Origin of the sequence: Devosia sp. (assembly GCF_017307495.1) — a bacterium.
Classification (GTDB): Bacteria; Pseudomonadota; Alphaproteobacteria; order Rhizobiales; family Devosiaceae; genus Devosia_A.
Genome location: NZ_JAFKHE010000013.1, coordinates 309,744 through 327,474, shown reverse-complemented (window position 1 = coordinate 327,474; position 17,731 = coordinate 309,744). Strand labels below are relative to the sequence as shown.

General features: G+C 67.2%; 13 protein-coding genes, 1 tRNA gene and 1 riboswitch. Of the genes, 8 read left to right on the top strand and 6 right to left on the bottom strand.

Translation table 11 applies throughout. The annotated features are described in order from the left end of the window. Nucleotides 1-419 precede the first annotated feature (419 nt). Nucleotides 420-493, bottom strand: a tRNA-Gly gene (locus J0I99_RS04885). A gap of 265 nt (nt 494-758) precedes the next feature. Between J0I99_RS04885 and J0I99_RS04880 the strand changes: the two genes are divergently transcribed. From J0I99_RS04880 to J0I99_RS04870, 3 genes are read left to right on the top strand one after another with little or no spacing between them, the layout of a single operon-like run. After that, on the top strand, nt 759-3,122 hold the full coding sequence (locus J0I99_RS04880; RefSeq protein WP_291396222.1) for an Ig-like domain-containing protein: 2,364 nt from the start codon (nt 759-761) through the stop codon (nt 3,120-3,122). Between the two features lie 38 nt (nt 3,123-3,160). Beyond that, entirely contained in the window at nt 3,161-4,924 is a 1,764-nt protein-coding gene (locus J0I99_RS04875) for a type I secretion system permease/ATPase (RefSeq protein WP_291396220.1), read from the top strand. Continuing rightward, nucleotides 4,921-6,240: an HlyD family type I secretion periplasmic adaptor subunit gene (locus J0I99_RS04870; protein ID WP_291396218.1), complete on the top strand. Its 1,320-nt coding sequence runs from the start codon at nt 4,921-4,923 to the stop codon at nt 6,238-6,240. Before J0I99_RS04875 ends, J0I99_RS04870 begins: the two co-directional genes overlap by 4 nt. Before the next feature lie 28 nt (nt 6,241-6,268). On the opposite strand, the gene J0I99_RS04865 is transcribed toward J0I99_RS04870, so the two are convergent. Then, entirely contained in the window at nt 6,269-7,378 is a 1,110-nt protein-coding gene (locus tag J0I99_RS04865; protein ID WP_291396216.1) for a 2'-deoxycytidine 5'-triphosphate deaminase, read from the bottom strand. A gap of 102 nt (nt 7,379-7,480) precedes the next feature. Continuing rightward, a riboswitch (SAM riboswitch) is annotated at nt 7,481-7,559 on the top strand. A gap of 37 nt (nt 7,560-7,596) precedes the next feature. On the opposite strand from J0I99_RS04865, the gene metZ reads away from it, so the two are divergent. The 3 genes from metZ (at nt 7,597) to J0I99_RS04850 (ending at nt 12,132) form a co-directional block, all read left to right on the top strand. Then, nucleotides 7,597-8,802, top strand: a complete 1,206-nt coding sequence (gene metZ / locus J0I99_RS04860; protein ID WP_291396214.1) for an O-succinylhomoserine sulfhydrylase — start codon at nt 7,597-7,599, stop codon at nt 8,800-8,802. A 155-nt stretch (nt 8,803-8,957) separates the two neighbouring features. Further along, on the top strand, nt 8,958-10,166 hold the full coding sequence (locus J0I99_RS04855) for an efflux RND transporter periplasmic adaptor subunit (protein ID WP_291396213.1): 1,209 nt from the start codon (nt 8,958-8,960) through the stop codon (nt 10,164-10,166). A gap of 13 nt (nt 10,167-10,179) precedes the next feature. Beyond that, a complete protein-coding gene (locus J0I99_RS04850; RefSeq protein ID WP_291396211.1) occupies nt 10,180-12,132 on the top strand; it encodes a MacB family efflux pump subunit in 1,953 nt (650 codons plus the stop codon). A gap of 29 nt (nt 12,133-12,161) precedes the next feature. Here the strand turns inward: J0I99_RS04850 and J0I99_RS04845 are convergent, their stop codons facing one another. The 3 genes from J0I99_RS04845 to J0I99_RS04835 form a co-directional block, all read right to left on the bottom strand. Continuing rightward, nucleotides 12,162-13,175 carry an Hsp33 family molecular chaperone gene (locus tag J0I99_RS04845; RefSeq protein ID WP_291396209.1) on the bottom strand — a complete coding sequence of 338 codons (1,014 nt, stop codon included), beginning with the start codon at nt 13,173-13,175 and terminating at the stop codon, nt 12,162-12,164. Between the two features lie 175 nt (nt 13,176-13,350). Continuing rightward, nucleotides 13,351-14,286, bottom strand: coding sequence for an ornithine carbamoyltransferase (argF, locus tag J0I99_RS04840; RefSeq protein WP_291393817.1), 936 nt, complete (start codon nt 14,284-14,286; stop codon nt 13,351-13,353). A 75-nt stretch (nt 14,287-14,361) separates the two neighbouring features. Beyond that, on the bottom strand, nt 14,362-15,549 hold the full coding sequence (locus J0I99_RS04835) for an aspartate aminotransferase family protein (RefSeq protein WP_291393819.1): 1,188 nt from the start codon (nt 15,547-15,549) through the stop codon (nt 14,362-14,364). A 386-nt stretch (nt 15,550-15,935) separates the two neighbouring features. On the opposite strand from J0I99_RS04835, the gene J0I99_RS04830 reads away from it, so the two are divergent. Together J0I99_RS04830 and J0I99_RS04825 are read left to right on the top strand one after the other, a co-directional pair. Beyond that, complete coding sequence (locus tag J0I99_RS04830; protein WP_291391182.1) at nt 15,936-16,493, top strand: GcrA family cell cycle regulator; 558 nt, start codon at nt 15,936-15,938, stop codon at nt 16,491-16,493. 162 nt (nt 16,494-16,655) lie between these two features. Beyond that, on the top strand, nt 16,656-17,213 hold the full coding sequence (locus tag J0I99_RS04825; protein WP_291396207.1) for a DUF1697 domain-containing protein: 558 nt from the start codon (nt 16,656-16,658) through the stop codon (nt 17,211-17,213). A gap of 122 nt (nt 17,214-17,335) precedes the next feature. Here the strand turns inward: J0I99_RS04825 and J0I99_RS04820 are convergent, their stop codons facing one another. Next, a complete protein-coding gene (locus J0I99_RS04820) occupies nt 17,336-17,695 on the bottom strand; it encodes a hypothetical protein (protein WP_291391184.1) in 360 nt (119 codons plus the stop codon). Nucleotides 17,696-17,731: the final 36 nt, after the last annotated feature.

The following is a 17,731-nucleotide window of genomic DNA, read 5'->3' as shown; positions in this document are numbered from 1 at the left end:
TCGCCGGCCGATCGGGGTTTTGGGCCTATGGCACGCGGACCCGGGCGCATCCCGTGCCGCATCGCGAGACCGGGGGCGCCCGGTATCCGCCGGCGTCTGCCTGACGCGAACCCGTAGCTCCGCTGCCCATGCCCGGCAGCTTCCAGTCCTTGGCAGCACCGGCATGGCGCTGCCCCGCGTTGACAGCGGCTCATCCGGCGAACCGGACCATGCCGCGCGTGCTTTGAGCCTGGGGCAACACGACTGCCACCCCACCCAATCTCCCCCGCACCAACCACTCGTCATGATCTCGCTTCGGTGCAGCGGACGAGGGAGAGAATCGCACGGGTTGAGCGGAGGGGGACAAGATTCGTGCGGAAATGCTTTCTGGTCGTGGCGAGGAGCTGCGCGACCCCGGGCATCAACGACGTGGCATGGATTGGAGCGGGTGAAGGGAATCGAACCCTCGTCGTAAGCTTGGGAAGCTTCTGCTCTACCATTGAGCTACACCCGCGGCGGCTTCGTATGTGCCGGAGTGTGGGGCGGGCGTCAAGCGGGTGGCGCAGGATCCGGAGCCCGTGGGCGCTTGGCGCTGGACAAGGCGATCCGCCAGATGACGGAACAGCGCGAGCGCGGGGATCCGTGGGGAGAGCCGGATCACGCCTCGATCGCCTCCATTCGATAAACTTTTATCGACCTATGGGGTCATCCTTCAATTTCCGGCTGCCAGACTGCATCGGCGTGATTGCGCATGCGTGTCCAACCGAGCGGGGGCCAAGGTGCCGGCGACCAGCAGTGTGAGCCTGACGGGTAACCTGGATATCGATGGCATCCTGTCCGGGACGAAGTGGGCATCGGGAAGCCTGACCTTCAGCTTCCCCAGCGCCTCCGGCCAGTACGAGTACGCCAAGACCGGCTTCGAGGCGATGAACGGCGTGCAGCAGTCAGCGGTGCGCGCGATCCTCGACATGATCGAGACCTACGCCAACCTCAGCTTCAGCGAGATCGTCGAGACGACGTCGACCCACGCCACGATCCGGTTCGCCGAGGAGGACAATGCCGGCACCGCCTATGCCTACCTGCCGACCACGGCGGTACAGGGCGGGGACGTATGGCTCAACCACACCAACTACAACAGCCCGGTCATGGGCTCGTATGCCTACGCCACATTCATCCACGAGATCGGCCACGCGCTTGGCCTCGATCACGGGCAGGACGGGCTCGCGGCGCTGCCGAGCAACCATGACTCGCTCGAATACTCGGTGATGACCTACCGCTCGTTCGTGGGCGCGAACCTCAACGGCTACACCGTCAAGCCGGGCAGCTATCCGGCCACGCTGATGCTCGATGACATCGCGGCGCTGCAGTACATGTACGGCGCAAACTACGGCACCAACGCGGGCAACACGACCTACACGTGGAGTGCGACGACCGGCGAAATGTTCGTCAACGGGGTCGGCCAGGGCGCCAGCACCACCAACACCGTGTTCGTGACGCTGTGGGACGGCGGGGGCGTCGATACCTACGACTTCTCCAACTACGCGACGAACCTGAGCGTCGACCTCGGCCCCGGCGGGTGGACGACCACCAGCACCGCCCAACTCGCGGACCTGGGCGGGAACTTCTACCCGGGGCACCTGGCGCGCGGAAACATCGCCAACGCCTATCTCTACAACGGCAATGTCGCCTCGCTGATCGAGAATGCGATCGGCGGCAGCGGCGACGACTGGCTGACGGGCAACAAGGCCAACAATGCGCTTTCGGGCGGCCTGGGCAACGACCGGCTCGACGGCGGGGACGGCAACGACACGCTCACGGGCGGCGCCGGCAACGACGTGATCATCGGCGGCAACGGCATCGACTACTGCGTGCTGGCGGTCAACTTCGTGACCTGCACCGTCAGCTACGACAGCTCGGCCATGCAGTTCCTGCTGACCAGCGCCCTGGGCATCGATACGGTTTCGGGGGTCGAGTACTTCAGCTTCCTCGACGGCACCTACTCGGCAGAGTGGCTGATTTCCGGCGGCTCCACGCCCCCCGGCGACACGGCGGCGCCGACGCTCGTCTCCTCGACCCCGGCCGACAACCAGAGTTCGGTGGCCGTCAATGCCAACCTGGTGCTCAGCTTCAGCGAAAGCGTCGTCGCCGGCGCGGGGACCATCGTCATCCACGCTGCCGGCGGAGCGACGGTCGCAACAATCGATGCGTCCGACAGTTCCCAGGTTTCGATCTCGGGCAGCACGGTCACGATCGACCCGAGCGCGGACCTGGCCGAGGGGCAATCGTACTACGTGACGATCGGCGCGGACGCCTTCCGCGACGCCGCGTCGAACTACTTCGCCGGCATCAGCAGCTCGACGGCGTTCAACTTCAGCACCTACCAGCCGTCGGCCCCGACGGCCTCGATCATCACCGGGACCTCGTCGGCGAACACGCTCAACGGCACCTCCGGCGACGACACGATCAACGGCATGGGCGGCAACGACAGGCTGAACGGCCTCGACGGCAACGATACGCTGGACGGCGGCAGCGGGGCGGACACGATGGCCGGCGGCACCGGCAACGACACCTATGTCGTCGACAACCGGTCGGACAAGGTCTCCGAGGCGAGCAATGCCGGCATCGACACCGTCCGCTCGAGCATCGGCTTCACGCTCGGCAGCAACATCGAGAACCTCGTGCTCACGGGATCGAACGCCATCAACGGCACCGGCAATGCGCTGGCCAACGCGCTCACCGGCAATTCGGCGGCGAACAGCCTGTCCGGTTCGGGCGGCGACGATGTGCTCAATGGCAAGCTCGGCGCCGATACGCTCACCGGCGGCAGCGGCCGGGACACCTTCGTGTTCGACACGGCGATCGGCAACACCAACATCGACAAGATCCTCGACTTCAACGTGACCGACGACACGATCGCGCTCAGCGTGTCGGTGTTCACCGCGCTGCAGGTCGGCAACCTCAGCGCCGACGATTTCGTCAAGGGCGGCGCAGCGGGCGATGCCAGCGACCGGCTCATCTACAATTCGTCAACCGGCGCCCTCTACTATGACCCGGATGGAGTTGGCGGTACGGCGCAGCAGCAGATCGCGACGCTGTCCAAGAACCTGGGGCTCACCGCGGCCGACTTCCTGCTGATTGCCTGAGGCAACGGCGCGACCACGGTCGCGCGAGGAGGGTCGCTTTGACCAAGGACGAGGCCGCCTGGCGGGCCGAACAGCTCGCCGAAACGGGGACGATGTCGCCTGCTCGTGTCGCCTTGCGCCGGCGCCTCCCGGACCTCGGCTGGGTTGGCCTGTTCTCGAGCGCGATCAACCTGCTGATGCTGACCGGCTCGATCTACATGCTGCAGGTCTATGATCGCGTGCTGGTGAGCCGCAGCCTCGAGACCCTCGCGGTGCTGTCGCTGCTGGCGCTTGCGGCGTTCGCCCTGCAGGGTGGCCTCGACGTCTTGCGGGCGCGGATGCTGAGCCGGGTCGGGGCCCGCATCGACGAAGACCTGGCACCGAAGGCCTTCCGCGCTGCGACATGGCTGCCGCTGCGCGGTGCGTCGGCGGCCGAAGCGCTGCAACCGGTCCGGGATGCCGACCAACTGCGGAACTTTCTCGGCGGAAACGGGCCCGCGGCCCTGTTCGACATGCCGTTCATGCCGCTGTTCGTCGCCGGCTGCTTCCTGCTGCACCCGCTTCTGGGCTGGTGCGCGGTCGGTGGGGCGGCGGTGATCATCGGGCTGACCGGGCTCACGGAAGTGTTCGTGCGCAAGCGGGCCGGCGAAGCCAATGCCCTTGGACTCAAGCGCCAGGTGTTCGCCGATGCAGCGCGCCGGCATGCCGAGGCGATCAACGCCATGGGCATGGGCGCGGCCATGTCGGCGCGGTGGAACGCACTCAGCTCCGCGGCGCGCGCCGCTGCCGTGTTGGCGAGCGACGGGCAGGCCGACCTGGGGGGCACAGCGCGCATCTTCCGGATGATCCTGCAGTCGGCGATCCTGGGGCTGGGCGCCTATCTCGCCGTCAGGCAGGAGATTTCCGGCGGCGCGATGATCGCAGCCTCGATCATGGCCTCGCGCGCCCTCGCGCCGGTCGAGACGGCGATCGCCAACTGGCGCGGCTTCGTCAGCGCACGCGACGCCTACAGACGGCTCAACCTGTCGCTGGCAGAACCGCTCGAGAGCGTGGCGGTGGACCTGCCCGCCCCCACCAGGTCGCTGCAGCTCGAGGCGGCGTCGGTGGCCGCCCCGGGGCGCAGCGAGCCAATTCTCAGCAACGCCGGACTGCGCCTTGTCGCGGGCTGCGGGCTGGCGATCATCGGACCGAGCGGATCGGGCAAATCCTCGCTGGCCCGGGCACTGGTCGGATTGTGGCCGCTCGCCAAGGGCGAGGTGCGCCTCGACGGCGCAGCGCTCAGCCAATGGGGGCGCGAGGGACTCGGGCCGCATGTCGGCTACCTGCCGCAGGATCTCGCCCTGCCTGATGGCACGATTGCCGAGACGATTGCCCGCTTCGACGCCAGCGCCAGCTCGGAGGCAGTGATCCGGGCTGCACGGGCCGCGGGCGCCCATGAGCTGATCGTCTCACTGCCCGACGGCTACGGCACGCGGATCGGCGACGGCGGCTCCTTCCTGTCGGCGGGGCAACGGCAGCGGCTGGGGCTGGCGCGGGCGCTCTACGGCGATCCGTTCCTCGTCGTGCTCGACGAGCCCAGCTCAAACCTCGACGCCGAAGGTGACGAGGCGCTGTCGCGCGCCATCGCCGGGGTGCGCCAGCGCGGCGGCATCGCGATCGTCGTCACCCACCGGCCCTCGACGCTGGCGTCGGTCGACCAGGTGGCGCTGGTCATGGACGGGACGATCAAGCTGGTTGGTGCGCGGGACGAGGTGCTGCGGCAGCTGTCGCAGCCGGTGTCGTCCGCACCGATACACGTCGTGGCCGGAGGGCGGGCCAAATGACCGATCTCACAATTGCCGGACCGTCCCCGTACGCACGAGCGCTGCACCGCTACCGCTTCATTGGCGTGATGCTCGTTGCCGGCTTCGGCGCCGGCCTTGCCGTGTGGAGCGCTTCGGCGCCCCTGTCGAGCGCGGTGGTCGCGGTCGGACGGATCGAGGTCGACGGCAGCGTCAAGTCGGTCCAGCACGAGACCGGCGGAACGGTGGCGGAGATCCTCGTCAGGGAAGGCGCGTCGGTGCGGGAGGGCGAGGTGCTGGTGCGGCTTGACTCCACCGCGGCCGGGGCCGGGCTCGACATCGTCGCCGGCAAGCTCGACGAGCTGTGGATGACGGCGGCACGGCTGCGCGCTGAACGCGACGGACTGGCGAGGGTCGAGCTGCCGGCCTTCTTCGCCGGGCGCGAGGGTGAGCCGCTGGTGTCGGCCCTGCTGGCCACCGAGCAGCGGCTGTTCTCGGTACGCCTCGCGGCGCGCGACGGGCAGAAGAACCAGCTCAACGCCCGGATCGGCCAGCTCGAAAGCCAGATCGAAGGCCTGCGAGTGCAGCAGGCCGCCAAATCGCGGGAAGTCGAACTGGCAGCGGCGGACATCGCCAGCGTTCGCGCCCTGCTGGCCAAGGGGCTGGCGGCACAGAGCGGCCTGAACGGGCTGGAGCGACAGTCGGCGCGACTCGAGGGCGAGGCCGGCCAGATCGAGACCGCCATCGCCGAGCTGGGCGGCCGTATCGCCGAAACGCGGCTGCAGATCCTCAATATCGACCAGGGCGCCATCGCCGATGCCGGCCGGGAACTGGGCGAGACGACCAGCACGATCGCCGAGCTGTCGCAGCGGCGGCTGGCGGCGGCGGAGCAGCTGAGGCGGACCGCGATCACCGCGCCGATCGCCGGCACCGTGCACCAGCTGGCGGTGCATACCGTCGGCGGGGTGATCGGCCCGGGCGAGGTGCTGATGACCATCGTGCCATCGGGTGGCACCCTGACGGTCGAGGCGCGGATCAGCCCGGCAGATGTGGAAGCGGTGCATGCCGGCCAGGAGGCGACGATCCGGTTGCCCGGCCTCAACCACGCCACCACGCCCGACCTCAAGTCCACCGTCCGCCTCGTCGGCGCCGACCTCGATGAGGATCCGGTGACGCGGCTCGCCTACTACCCCGTGACGCTCGATATCGCGCCGGGGGAGGCCGCGAGGCTTGGCGACGTGACCCTGGTCCCCGGCATGCCGGTCGAAGCCTTCATCACCGGCGCGCCGCGCTCGTTCCTCGACTATCTGATGCAGCCGATCCGCGACCGCCTGCCCCACGCGCTGCGCGAGCAGTGACGGGTTGACGGCAGCGGTGGGGCCGCCGCTACAGCGAGAACGGCTTGAAGTGCTTGGACAGCTTCAGGGTCTGGGCCTGGTAGTTGGAGCCCAGGCCGGTGCCATAGAGGCGGTCGGGGGGCTCGGCGAGGCGCTCGTAGATCAGCCGGCCGATGGTCTGGCCGTGACCGAGCAGGAACGGGACTTCGCGGCTGCGGACTTCGAGGACGGCGCGGCTGCCGCTGCCACCGGCGGCCGAGTGGCCGAAGCCGGGATCGAAGAAACCGGCGTAGTGGACGCGGAACTCGCCTACCAATGGATCGAAGGGCACCATCTCGGCGGCATAGGCGGGCGGCACGTGCACGCTCTCGCGGGAGACGAGGATGTAGAACTCGTCCGGATCGAGGATGAACTCGTCCGCGCCGCGGTTGACCAGCGGCTCCCAGTAGTCGAGCACGTCGAGATTGTCCTTGATGTCCATGTCGATGACCGAGGTGTGGCGCTTGCTGCGGAAGCCGATGAGCCCGCCCCGGTCCTCGCCCTTGAGGTCGATCGACAACAGCACGCCATCGCCGACCTCGGCATTGGCGTCGAACACGAGGGTCTCCACGTTGTGCAGCGTCCGGTGCTCGTGCACCGTCAACCGGCTGTCGCCGACGCGAAAGCGCATCTGGCTGAGGCGCGAGCCGGTGCGCACGCGCACCGGGAAGGTGCGCGGGCTGATCTCGAGGTAGAGCGGGCCGCGGTAGCCGGCCGGCAGGGTGTCGAAGCCACGCACGTAGTCGCCGATGACGCGGGTGAACACGTCGAGGCGGCCGGTGGAACTCTTGGGATTGGCGCCCGCCGAGACCTTCTCGGGCAGGTCGAGACTCTCCAGCAGCGGCACGAGGTAGACGCAGCCGCGTTCGAGCACAGCACCGGCGGTCAGGTCGAGCTCGTGCAGCTTGAGCCGGTCGATGCGGTCGGCGACGGTGTGCTCGGGGCCGGGCAGGAAGCTGGAGCGGATGCGGTAGGCCACCTTGCCGAGCCGCAGGTCGAGGCTGGCCGGCTGCACCTGGTCGGCGTCGAACGGACGATCGGCGATGATGTTGCCGCTCGCTGCCAGCCGCTCGATGAAGCGGGCCGGAAAAACGCCCGTCGCCCAAAGTTCGCTCTGCACTGCCCTACCCCGCCGCCTGTTCCCTGTCCCTAGCAACCTCGGCCGTTGACGCCAAGCCAGCTTGGGTCGTATATCCCCCGAGTGCGCCTTTGCAGTGACGCTTGGGCGCATGGTGGTGATTTGGCCGGTCCGATTGCAGCCACCTAAAACAAGTCGCTAAAGAGACCCGTGCAGCCGGCCGCTATCGCGTGCCGGCTTTTTTGTCGTTCGAGGATGCCATGTCGAAGTCGAACAATCCGCTCAATGATCCCAGGAACCAGGCGGCCGAGACGCAGCTGGTGCATGGCGGGATCATGCGCAGCCAGTTCAACGAGACGAGCGAAGCCCTGTACCTGACCTCGGGCTACACCTATCCGAGCTCGGAGCATGCCGAGGCCCTGTTCAAGGGCGACATCCCCGGCCACAACTACTCGCGCTTCGCCAATCCGACGGTGGACGTGCTGCTCGAGCGCATGGCGCTGCTCGAGGGCGCCGAGGATGCACGCGGCTTCGCGTCGGGCATGGCGGCGGTGACCGCGGCGGTGATGAGCCAGGTACGGGCCGGCGACCATATCGTCGCGGCGCGCGCGCTGTTCGGCGGATGCCGCTACGTGGTCGAGGAATTCATGCCGCGCTGGGGCGTGCAATCGACCCTGATCGACGGGCGCGACCCGAAGAATTTCGAAGCGGCGATGCGGCCCAACACGAAGCTGGTGTTCATCGAGACGCCCACCAACCCGACGCTCGAACTGGTCGACATCAGGGCCGTGGCGGACATCGCGCATGCGCACGGCGCCCGGCTCGTGGTCGACAACGTGTTCGCCACCGCGCTGTACCAGAAGCCGCTGCAGCTTGGGGCCGACCTCGTCACCTATTCGGCGACCAAGCATATCGACGGCCAGGGCCGGGTACTGGGCGGGCTGGTGCTGGGCAGCAAGGAACTGATCGGCGGCGAGGTGCACACGCTGCTGCGCCAGACCGGGCCATCGCTGTCGCCGTTCAATGCCTGGGTGCTGCTCAAGGGACTCGAGACCATGCCGCTGCGCGTGCGCCAGATGACGGAGAGCGCCGTCCGCATCGCCGACTTCCTCGCCGGCCACCCCAAGATCGCGCGGATCATGTATCCACATCACCCCAGCCACCCGCAATACGAGCTGGCCAAGCGGCAGATGACGGCCGGCTCCACACTGGTGTCGTTCGAGGTGAAGGGTGGGCAGGAAGCGGCGTTCAAGCTGGGCAACGCCCTCGCGGTGATCCTGATCTCGAACAACCTGGGCGACGCCAAGTCGATCCTGTCGCATCCGCGCACGACGACGCACCAGCGGCTGAGCGAGGAGGCGCGGCTCGAAAGCGGGGTAACGCCGGGCCTGCTCCGGCTGTCGGTCGGGCTCGAGAACACCGACGACCTGATCAAGGACATCGACTACGCGCTGAGCCAGGTCTAGTTGCCGTTTCCGGTGGCGCCGCGCACTGCTGCAGCCTGCGGGGCGCTCCGCCTCCCACCTGTCCAAGAGTTCACCAAGCTTACCAAGCGCTCATGCGACATTCTCGACGCTCGTACCTATGTGTAGGCGAGACATAGGGGCTCGAGGTGACGGCGATGAAGCGGTGGTTCAAGTGGATCGCGCTCGTGGTGCTGCTCGGCGGCGCAGTGGCGGCCTGGGCGATCTACAGCGCGCCATCCAAGGTCGAAGCGCCGCGCACCGTGGCCGTCACGCGCGGCGGCGTCGAGGAAACCGTCCTCGCGACCGGAACCATCGAGGCCAGCGCGCTGGTCAGCGTGGGTGCCGAAGTCTCGGGGCGCATCAAGACGCTCAACGTGCAGCTCGGCGATGACGTGAAGGCCGGGGATGTGATCGCCCAGATCGACTCCCTCAACCAGGAGAACGCCGTCAAGGCGGCGCAGGCGTCGCTCGCCAATGTCGAGGCCCAGATGAGCATACAAGAGGCCAACCTCGCCCAAGCGAAGGTCAGCCTGGACCGCGCCGAGAAGCTGAACCCGCAGAAACTGGTGTCGGACGCCGACTACCAGGCCGCACAACTGGCAGTGCAGCAGGCGGAGGGACAGCTCAAGGCGATCGACGCCCAGATCCAGCAGGCCCAGCTCAGCGTGGAGTCGGCGCAGTTGAACCTCGACCGCACCAAGATCGTGGCGCCGTCCGACGGCACCGTCGTGGCGGTGTTGGTCGAGGTCGGACAATCGGTCAACGCCTCGAGCGCCTCGCCAACCATCGTCAAGATCGCCAATCTCGACAAGATGGTGGTGAAGGCCGAGATCTCGGAAGCCGACGTGCCCCGCGTACAACCGGGACAGAAGGTCTATTTCACCATCCTTGGCGATCCCGACACGCGCATCGATGCGACCCTGCGCGCCATCGAGCCTGCGCCGGATTCGATCGCGGCAGAAACGACCGCGAGTTCATCGACGGCCATCTATTACAATGGGCTGTTCGACGTGGACAACCCGGGCCACAAGCTGCGCATCTCGATGACGGCCCAGGTCACGATCGTGCTCAACGAGGCCAGCAACGTGCTGACCATTCCGGCGTCGGTGCTGGGCGCCAAGCACCGCGATGGCAGCTACACGGTGGACGTGCTCGACCCGAAGTCGGAAAAGGCGACGCCGACCAAGATCTCGGTCGGGCTGAACAACAAGGTCACGGCGGAGGTCACATCGGGCCTTGCCGAGGGCGACCTGGTGGTGACGTCGGCGGCGACCGGCAGCACCCGCGGCCCGACTTCCGGCCAGAGCCAGACGCGGAACATCCTGACCGGCGGCGGCCCGCCGCCGGGCGCGTTCCTGCGTTGATGGATATCGGACGATGAGCGAAGCCCTGATCTCGGTCCGACAGCTCCGCCGCGAGTTTCCCGCGGGGACCGAGAGCATCGTCGTGCTCAAGGATATCGACCTCGACATCGACGCCGGCGAGATGGTCGCGATCGTCGGCCAGTCGGGCTCGGGCAAGTCCACGCTGATGAACGTGCTGGGCTGCCTCGACAACGGCTGGACGGGGCAATACCGCCTTGACGGCCGCGACGTCAGCGCGCTCGGCCCCGACGACATGGCGGAGCTGCGGCGGGACCACTTTGGCTTCATCTTCCAGCGCTACCAACTGCTCGCCGACCTCGATGCGGTGGAGAACGTGGAGGTGCCGGCCATCTATTCCGGCGCCACGAGGCATGAGCGACGCGAGCGGGCTCGCCACCTGCTCGAGCGGCTGGGCCTCGGCGACCGCCTGACGCACCGGCCCAATGCGCTTTCGGGCGGGCAGCAGCAGCGGGTGAGCGTGGCGCGGGCCCTGGTCAATGGCGGCGAGATCATTCTCGCGGACGAGCCGACCGGCGCACTCGACTCGCACAGCGGCAAGGAGCTGATCGCGCTGCTCAAGGAGCTGCACGCCGAGGGGCACACGATCATCATCGTGACGCACGATCCGGCCATCGCCCTGCAGGTCGAGCGCGTCATCGAGATCAGCGACGGCGTGATCGTTTCCGACCGTCGCGTTGAAAAGCCAAATCCGCCCAGGGACAAGGCCAGCGCCGGGAGCAAGCGCGTGCCGGCATGGCGCGAGCTGCTGGACCGGGGAGCGGAGGCGTTGCAGATGGCCCTGCGCGCCCTGTCGAGCCACCGCCTGCGCACGTTCCTCACCATGCTCGGCATCATCATCGGCATTGCCTCGGTGGTGTCGGTGGTGGCGCTGGGCCAGGGCAGCCAGCAGGCCGTGCTCGAGCGCATCAGCTCGATCGGCACCAACACGATCAACGTGCTACCGGGCGCCAACGCGGCCGATCGACGCCGCGACGCCATCCGCACGCTGGTGCCGGCCGATGCGGCGGCGATCGCTGCCGAGTCCTATGCCGACAGCGTGACACCCCAGGTCTCAAGCAACGGCCAGGCGCGCTATCGCGGCGTCACGGCGAGTACTCAAATCCAGGGCGTAGGTTCGGACTATTTCCGGGTCAGCAACCGGTCGTTCGTCGCCGGTACGACATTCGACGCGGACAGCATCACGGCGCTGGCGCAGGAAGCCGTGATCGATACAACGGCGCGCGATACATTGTTCACCAGCGGCGAGGAGCCCGTCGGCCAGGTGGTGCTGGTGGGCAACGTGCCGCTGCGCATCATCGGCGTCGTGGCCGCCAGCACCAACAATTTCGGACCGCAGTCGAACGCAATCAGCATCTGGATGCCCTACACGACCGCGATGTCGCGCATCCTGGGGCAGAGCTGGCTGTCCTCGATCACCGTGCGCGTGGCCGACAGCGCCGATGTCACCGAGGCCCAGACCGCGATCGCGGCGCTGCTGACCCAGCGGCATGGCACGGTCGACTTCAGCCTGCAGAACACGGACACGATCCGCGAGACGATCCAGTCGACGTCGCAGACGCTGTCGCTGCTGATCTCGGCCATCGCCGTGATCTCGCTGATCGTGGGCGGCATCGGGGTGATGAACATCATGCTCGTCTCGGTGCGCGAGCGGACGCGCGAGATTGGCGTGCGCATGGCGGTCGGGGCCCGCCAGAGCGACATCATGCAGCAGTTCCTGATCGAAGCCGTACTGGTCTGCCTGATCGGCGGGGCGATCGGGGTGCTGCTGTCGCTGGCGATCGGCTTTGGCGTCGAGAAGCTGGTGAGCGGCTTGAACTTCATCTACTCGCCGACGACGATCATCGCGGCTTTCGTCGCCTCGAGCGTCATCGGCGTCGCCTTCGGCTTCATGCCGGCGAGGGCGGCGGCCAGGCTGGATCCGGTGGTGGCCTTGGCGAGCGAGTGAAGGCGGGCCCGCGCCGGGCGGGCCTCGCCTCAGTGGCGGTGCGGGAGGTGGTCTTCGAACTCGTGCGGCTTGAAGTGGTAGTCGGCCGAGCAGAACTCGCACACCACCTCGATCTCGCCGCCGATCACCATCTCCTGGCGTTCCTCGGCCGTGAAGTTGTCGCGCAGCATGGCCTCGATCCGCTCGGCCGAGCAGGTGCAGCGCTCCTCGAGCGCGATCGGATCGAAGACGCGGACGCCCGGCTCGTTGAACAGCCGGAACAGCAGGCGTTCGGCGGAGAGGTCCGGGTCCGCCAGCTCGTCATCGGCGACGGTCGAGAGATAGGCCCGCGTCGTCGTCCACTTGTCGTCCTCGACATAGTCCGGATCGGCGGTCTCGGGATTGTCGAAATCGCCGTCGCCCGGCAGGTCCGGCATCACCGACTGGCCATGCGGGGGCAGGAACTGCACCAGCGCGCCGCCGGCGCGCCAGCGCGGGCTCGCACCACCCTTGACCGAGTGCTGCGCCACCGCGAGCCGGACCAGCGTCGGAATCTGCTCGGACTGCTGGAAGTAGGCGTGCGCCACGTCCTCGAGCGTGCCGCCATCGAGCGCGACGATGCCCTGGTAGCGCTCCATGTGGACGCCCTGGTCGACGGTCATGGCGAGGTGTCCCTTGCCCAGCAGCTGCGCCGGCGAGGTCTCGCCGCGCTGGATCGCCTGCATCACCGCATCGGCATCGAAACGGGCGTAGCCGCGCAGGCCATCCGGAGCGTCGAGGTCGACGACGATCAGGTTCACCGGACCGTCGGTCTGCGTCTGGAGGATGAAGCGGCCTTCGAACTTCAGCGACGAACCGATCAGCGCAGCGAGCACGACCGCTTCGCCGAGCAGGCGCGCCACCGGCTCGGGATAGTTGTGGCGGTTGAGGATGGCATCGAGGGCGGCGCCCAGCCGCACCACGCGGCCGCGGCTGTCGAGCCGGTCCAGGGTGAAGGGCACGACGACATCGTCGCCCGATTCCGGGCGATCGAGGCCATAGGTGCGGAGCTCCGTCTGCGTCATGTCAAAAAGTCCGATCTCGCTCGGTGGCGGGCCGAAGGTCCCCGCCCCACCGTCTCGTTGGCCGCGCACTCCAAACGGAAATTCCCGCTTGCGCGGGAATGACGCCGTGGCGCGGTGTTGCTCTTCAGGCCGCTGCAACCGGTCACCGAGCAACGGCAAGGGTCGGTCGAAAGGCCTAGGTGTTCTGCCGGTCCTGACCCAGGCACCAGCACAGGATTGCCTTCTGGGCATGAAGCCGGTTCTCGGCTTCATCAAAGACCACCGATTGCGGCCCGTCTATGACCTCGTCGGTCACCTCGTCGCCGCGGTGGGCCGGCAGGCAGTGCATGAACAGCGCGTCCTTGTCGGCAAGTCCCATCAGATGGGCATTGACCTGGTAAGGTTTCAAGGCCCGGCGGCGCTCGGCGGCGTCGGCGTCGCCCATCGACACCCAGGTATCGGTGATGACGAGGTCCGCGTTCTTGACCGCTTCCTCGGGATCCTCGATCAGACGGACGGCGGCACCCGCCTTCTTGATGTCGGCGAGCAGATCCTTTTCGGGAGAATATTCCTCGGGCACGGCAATGGTCAGCTCGGCCCCGAACAGATCGGCGGCGTTGACCCAGCTGGCGAGCACGTTGTTGCTGTCGCCCACCCAGGCGACCTTGGCGCCCTTGATGTTGCCGCGGTGCTCCTCGAACGTCATCACGTCGGCCATCACCTGGCAGGGATGGGCGCGGCGGGTGAGCCCGTTGATCACCGGCACGGTCGCCGCCTCGGCCAGCTCGAGCAGGTCGGCGTGGGTGAGGATGCGGATCATGATGGCATCGACGTAGCGCGACATCACCTTGGCGGTATCGGAGAGGGTTTCCTCACGGCTCAGCTGCATTTCCTGGCCGGTGAGCATGATGGTCTCGCCGCCGAGCTGGCGCATGCCGACGTCGAACGAGACACGGGTGCGGGTCGACTGGCGCTCGAAGATCATGGCCAGGACCTTGTCCTTGAGGAGCTGGGGTCGATCGCCCTTCTTGAGACGGTCCTTCAGTTCGACCGCCTGGCTCAGCATGCCGCGGAGCGTGGTGGCGTCGAAATCGTCGAGATTGAGGAAGTGCCTAGGCGGGGTAGCGGTCATCGGACCTCTCCGTTTCGGAATGCGCCGGGCGGGGTTTGCTGTCCCCGCCCTTGAGATCGCTTTCCGGCAATTGGGTCAGGCAGTGGCCTTTTCGGCTTCGATCTGCTCGAAGACGGCGGCGAGCTTGGCCATCGCCTCCTCGATATCGGCTTCGGTGACGACAAGGGGGGGCAGCAGACGCAGCACGTTCTCGTTGGCGGTCATGGCGAGCATGTGCTGCTCGTCGCGGAGCCGTGCCACCACTTCCTTCACCGGCGCAGCAATGCGGATGCCGGCCAACAGGCCCCTGCCGCGCAGTTCGAGCACCTGGTGCGGGAAGCGCTGTGCCAGTTGCTGCAGATGCCACTTGAGGCGCTGGCCCACGTGGTCGACCTGCTCGAAGAAGCCGGGAGCCAGCATGCGATCGAGCACGGCATTGCCGATGGCGCAGGCCAGCGGATTGCCGCCATAGGTCGAGCCATGCGTGCCGGGGACCATGGACTTGGCCACCTCGCCCTTGGCGAGGCAGGCGCCAAGCGGGAAGCCGGCGCCGATGCCCTTGGCGACGGCCATGATGTCCGGCTCGATGCCGGTCCACTCGTGAGCGAAGAACTTGCCGGTCCGGCCATAGCCACACTGCACCTCGTCGAGGATCAGCAGCATGCCGTGCTTGTCGCAGAGCGCGCGCAGGCCGCGCATGAAGTCGCCGGTCATCTCGGTGCAGCCGCCCTCGCCCTGGACGGGTTCGACCAGAATGGCGGCGGTATTGGGGGTGATCGCCTGCTCGACGGCGGCGAGATCGTTGGGGTCGAGATGGACGAAGCCGGCGAGCGGGGGGCCGAAGCCCTCGAGATAGTGCTCGTTGCCCGAGGCCGCGATCATGCCCATGGTCCGACCATGGAAGGAGCCGGTGAAGGCGATGATCTCGTAGCGGTCGACCTGCCCCTTGGCCCAGAAGTAGTGCCTGGCGGTCTTGACCGCGCACTCCACCGCCTCGGTGCCCGAGTTGGTGAAGAAGCAGGCGTCGGCGAAGGTATGTTCGACCAGCCGCTGCCCCAGCCGCTCCTGCTCGGGAATGGTGAAGGTGTTGGCCGTGTGCCAGACCCTGTCGGCTGCCGCCTTCAGCGCCGCGACCATGTGGGGGTCGCCGTGACCGAGCGCATTCACCGCCACGCCGGCGTGAAAGTCGAGATACTCGGTGCCGTCCTGAGCATACAATCGCACGCCCTCGCCCCGCTCGAAAGCGAGGTTGGACCGGGCATACGTACCGTATAGCGCAGACATTTTCGCACCTTTCAGGGCTCGGGGACGGGACTGTTGCAAAAGCCCCACAAAAACCAAAAACGCGCTGCGTTTGGGCGGCGCGTTGCAGGCATTCCATATGCCTTTGTGGAGTAGTTAAGTCAACGGACACGGGCGTTGCGGGGCCAAGTGCCTGATTTGACTCGGGCTTTGCGTGACGCCCGATTCCTGCCGTGTTTTCCCCGTGTAAAACCGCCCCGACGCTTGCACCGGATTCAGCGACCCGTGTAGTATCAAGGCGTTGGGACACGATATCTCGTGTGGCGGACCCTTCAGACCTACGATGCGTAGTGTGTTGAGCTGTTGCTGCGGTAACGGCACGGTCGGTGAGTCCGTCCACGCCCCTGCGATTAGGAGCAATTGATTTGATGGGCTGGACTGAAGAACGCGTCGAGCTGCTCAAGAAGCTTTGGCTTGAGGGGCTGAGCGCCAGTCAGATCGCGGGCGTGCTTGGCGAGGGCGTCACCCGCAACGCAGTGATCGGCAAGGTACACCGCCTGAAGCTCTCGGGCCGCGCCAAGCCGGCGACTTCGGCGCCGCGCGTGCGCAGCGCTCCGCGTCCGGCTCCCCGCCGCGTCTCCTCGCCCGCCAGCGCCTCGCGCTCGAGCGGCCTGGGCACGGTGATGAAGACCCGCAACACCATCAGCACGGGTGGCGGCGGCGCCATCCAGGGCGCCACGGCGCTCAAGATGGAGCAGGAATACGCAGTCGAGATGGAGATGGCTCCGCAGGCGCAGGAGTTGTTCATCCCGGTCGAGCAGCGGTTGACCCTGCTGCAGCTCAGCGAGCACACCTGCAAGTGGCCGATCGGGGACCCGCTGACGCCGGATTTCTACTTCTGCGGCCAGCATTCCGACGAGGGCAAGCCCTATTGCGAGTTCCACTCGCGCCGGGCCTACCACCAGCTCGACAGGAAGAAACGCTGAACCGAGACTGAGCAGCCAAAGGGCCGGGAGTGATCCCGGCCTTTCTTGTTCTCTCGGCAGGCCGCACCTCCTGAGCTTCCATCCCGGCTCCCAAGCCATCGGGTGGCGATCGCGTGCCGGCACACTCTGGATCATAGGCCCACCTAGACGCAGGGGGACAGCATGACCGCCAAGACGAAGTACCTGGCCCTGCTGCGCGGCATCAATGTGGGCGGCAAGAACAAGGTGCCGATGGCGGGGCTGAAGGGGATGCTCGAGGACATCGGGCTGACCGAGGTGAGCACGTATATCCAGAGCGGCAATGCGATGTTCCGATCGAACCTCGCCGCCGGGACCCTGGCGCGGCGGATCGAGCAGACGCTGACGACGGCGTTCCGGCTCGATGACGAGCTGGTCAAGGTGCTGGTGGTCAGACGTGGCGAACTGCAGGCGGTGATCGACAACCGGCCGGAGGGGTTCGGGGACCAGCCGGACCGCTACCACAGCGACGCCATCTTCCTGATCGACATCGACCGGGACGAGGCCTTCGCGGTGTTCAAGCCGCGCGAGGGCGTCGACAAGGTCTGGCCCGGCAACGGCGTAATCTACTCGCAACGGCTCAGTGCCGAGCGCACCAGGAGCCGGCTGAGCAGCATCGTGGCGTCACCGCTGTACAAGTCGATGACCATCCGCAGTTGGCAGACGACGCTGAAGTTGCTCGAACTGATGGCCGAGAAGTAGCCGGCTGCCGGTTGGGCTCCCCTCCCCCCCATGTAGGGAGGGGTAAGAGTGTCGGCGATCACCGCACCACCCCCTCCCTCGATCCCTCCCCTCAAGGGGGAGGGAGGCGATTGCCGGCAGGTTCAGCTCGCACTCGAAAGTGCCTTCACCGCTTCCGCCAGGACCTCGTGCACGTCCCGGTGGCGGCCATCCGCTGTGACGAGGCGGATGCGCTGCACGGTATTGTGGTTGTAGAGGCTCACCATGAAATCCTCGACGCGGAGGCTGCCATACTCGGCGATCGGGACCTCCACCGCCTCGGTGATGAGTTCCGCCCGGCCCGCGACGAGGTCGAAGACGAGGGACAGCGCCGGGTGGGCGCGGGCAAGTCGGGCCCGGAACTCCAGGACGTCGGAGGCCGTCTCGCCGCGGGCGGCGAACAGGCGGTCGGCGTAGGCGTCAGCCAGGTGCGCGGCCAGCATGGCGCGGCGGCGCGACAGCATAAGCCGCCGCGCATCGTCGACCGCCTCCTCGAGATA

Bases quoted from the DNA above. Each gene is read 5' to 3' on its own strand.
- J0I99_RS04870 (WP_291396218.1), top strand. From the start codon at position 4,921: ATGACCGATCTCACAATTGCCGGACCGTCCCCGTACGCACGAGCGCTG.
- metZ (WP_291396214.1), top strand. From the start codon at position 7,597: ATGTCGAAGTCGAACAATCCGCTCAATGATCCCAGGAACCAGGCGGCC.
- J0I99_RS04855 (WP_291396213.1), top strand. From the start codon at position 8,958: ATGAAGCGGTGGTTCAAGTGGATCGCGCTCGTGGTGCTGCTCGGCGGC.
- J0I99_RS04850 (WP_291396211.1), top strand. From the start codon at position 10,180: ATGAGCGAAGCCCTGATCTCGGTCCGACAGCTCCGCCGCGAGTTTCCC.
- J0I99_RS04845 (WP_291396209.1), bottom strand. From the start codon at position 13,175: ATGACGCAGACGGAGCTCCGCACCTATGGCCTCGATCGCCCGGAATCG.
- argF (WP_291393817.1), bottom strand. From the start codon at position 14,286: ATGACCGCTACCCCGCCTAGGCACTTCCTCAATCTCGACGATTTCGAC.
- J0I99_RS04835 (WP_291393819.1), bottom strand. From the start codon at position 15,549: ATGTCTGCGCTATACGGTACGTATGCCCGGTCCAACCTCGCTTTCGAG.
- J0I99_RS04830 (WP_291391182.1), top strand. From the start codon at position 15,936: ATGGGCTGGACTGAAGAACGCGTCGAGCTGCTCAAGAAGCTTTGGCTT.
- J0I99_RS04825 (WP_291396207.1), top strand. From the start codon at position 16,656: ATGACCGCCAAGACGAAGTACCTGGCCCTGCTGCGCGGCATCAATGTG.
- J0I99_RS04820 (WP_291391184.1), bottom strand. From the start codon at position 17,695: ATGCTGTCGCGCCGCCGCGCCATGCTGGCCGCGCACCTGGCTGACGCC.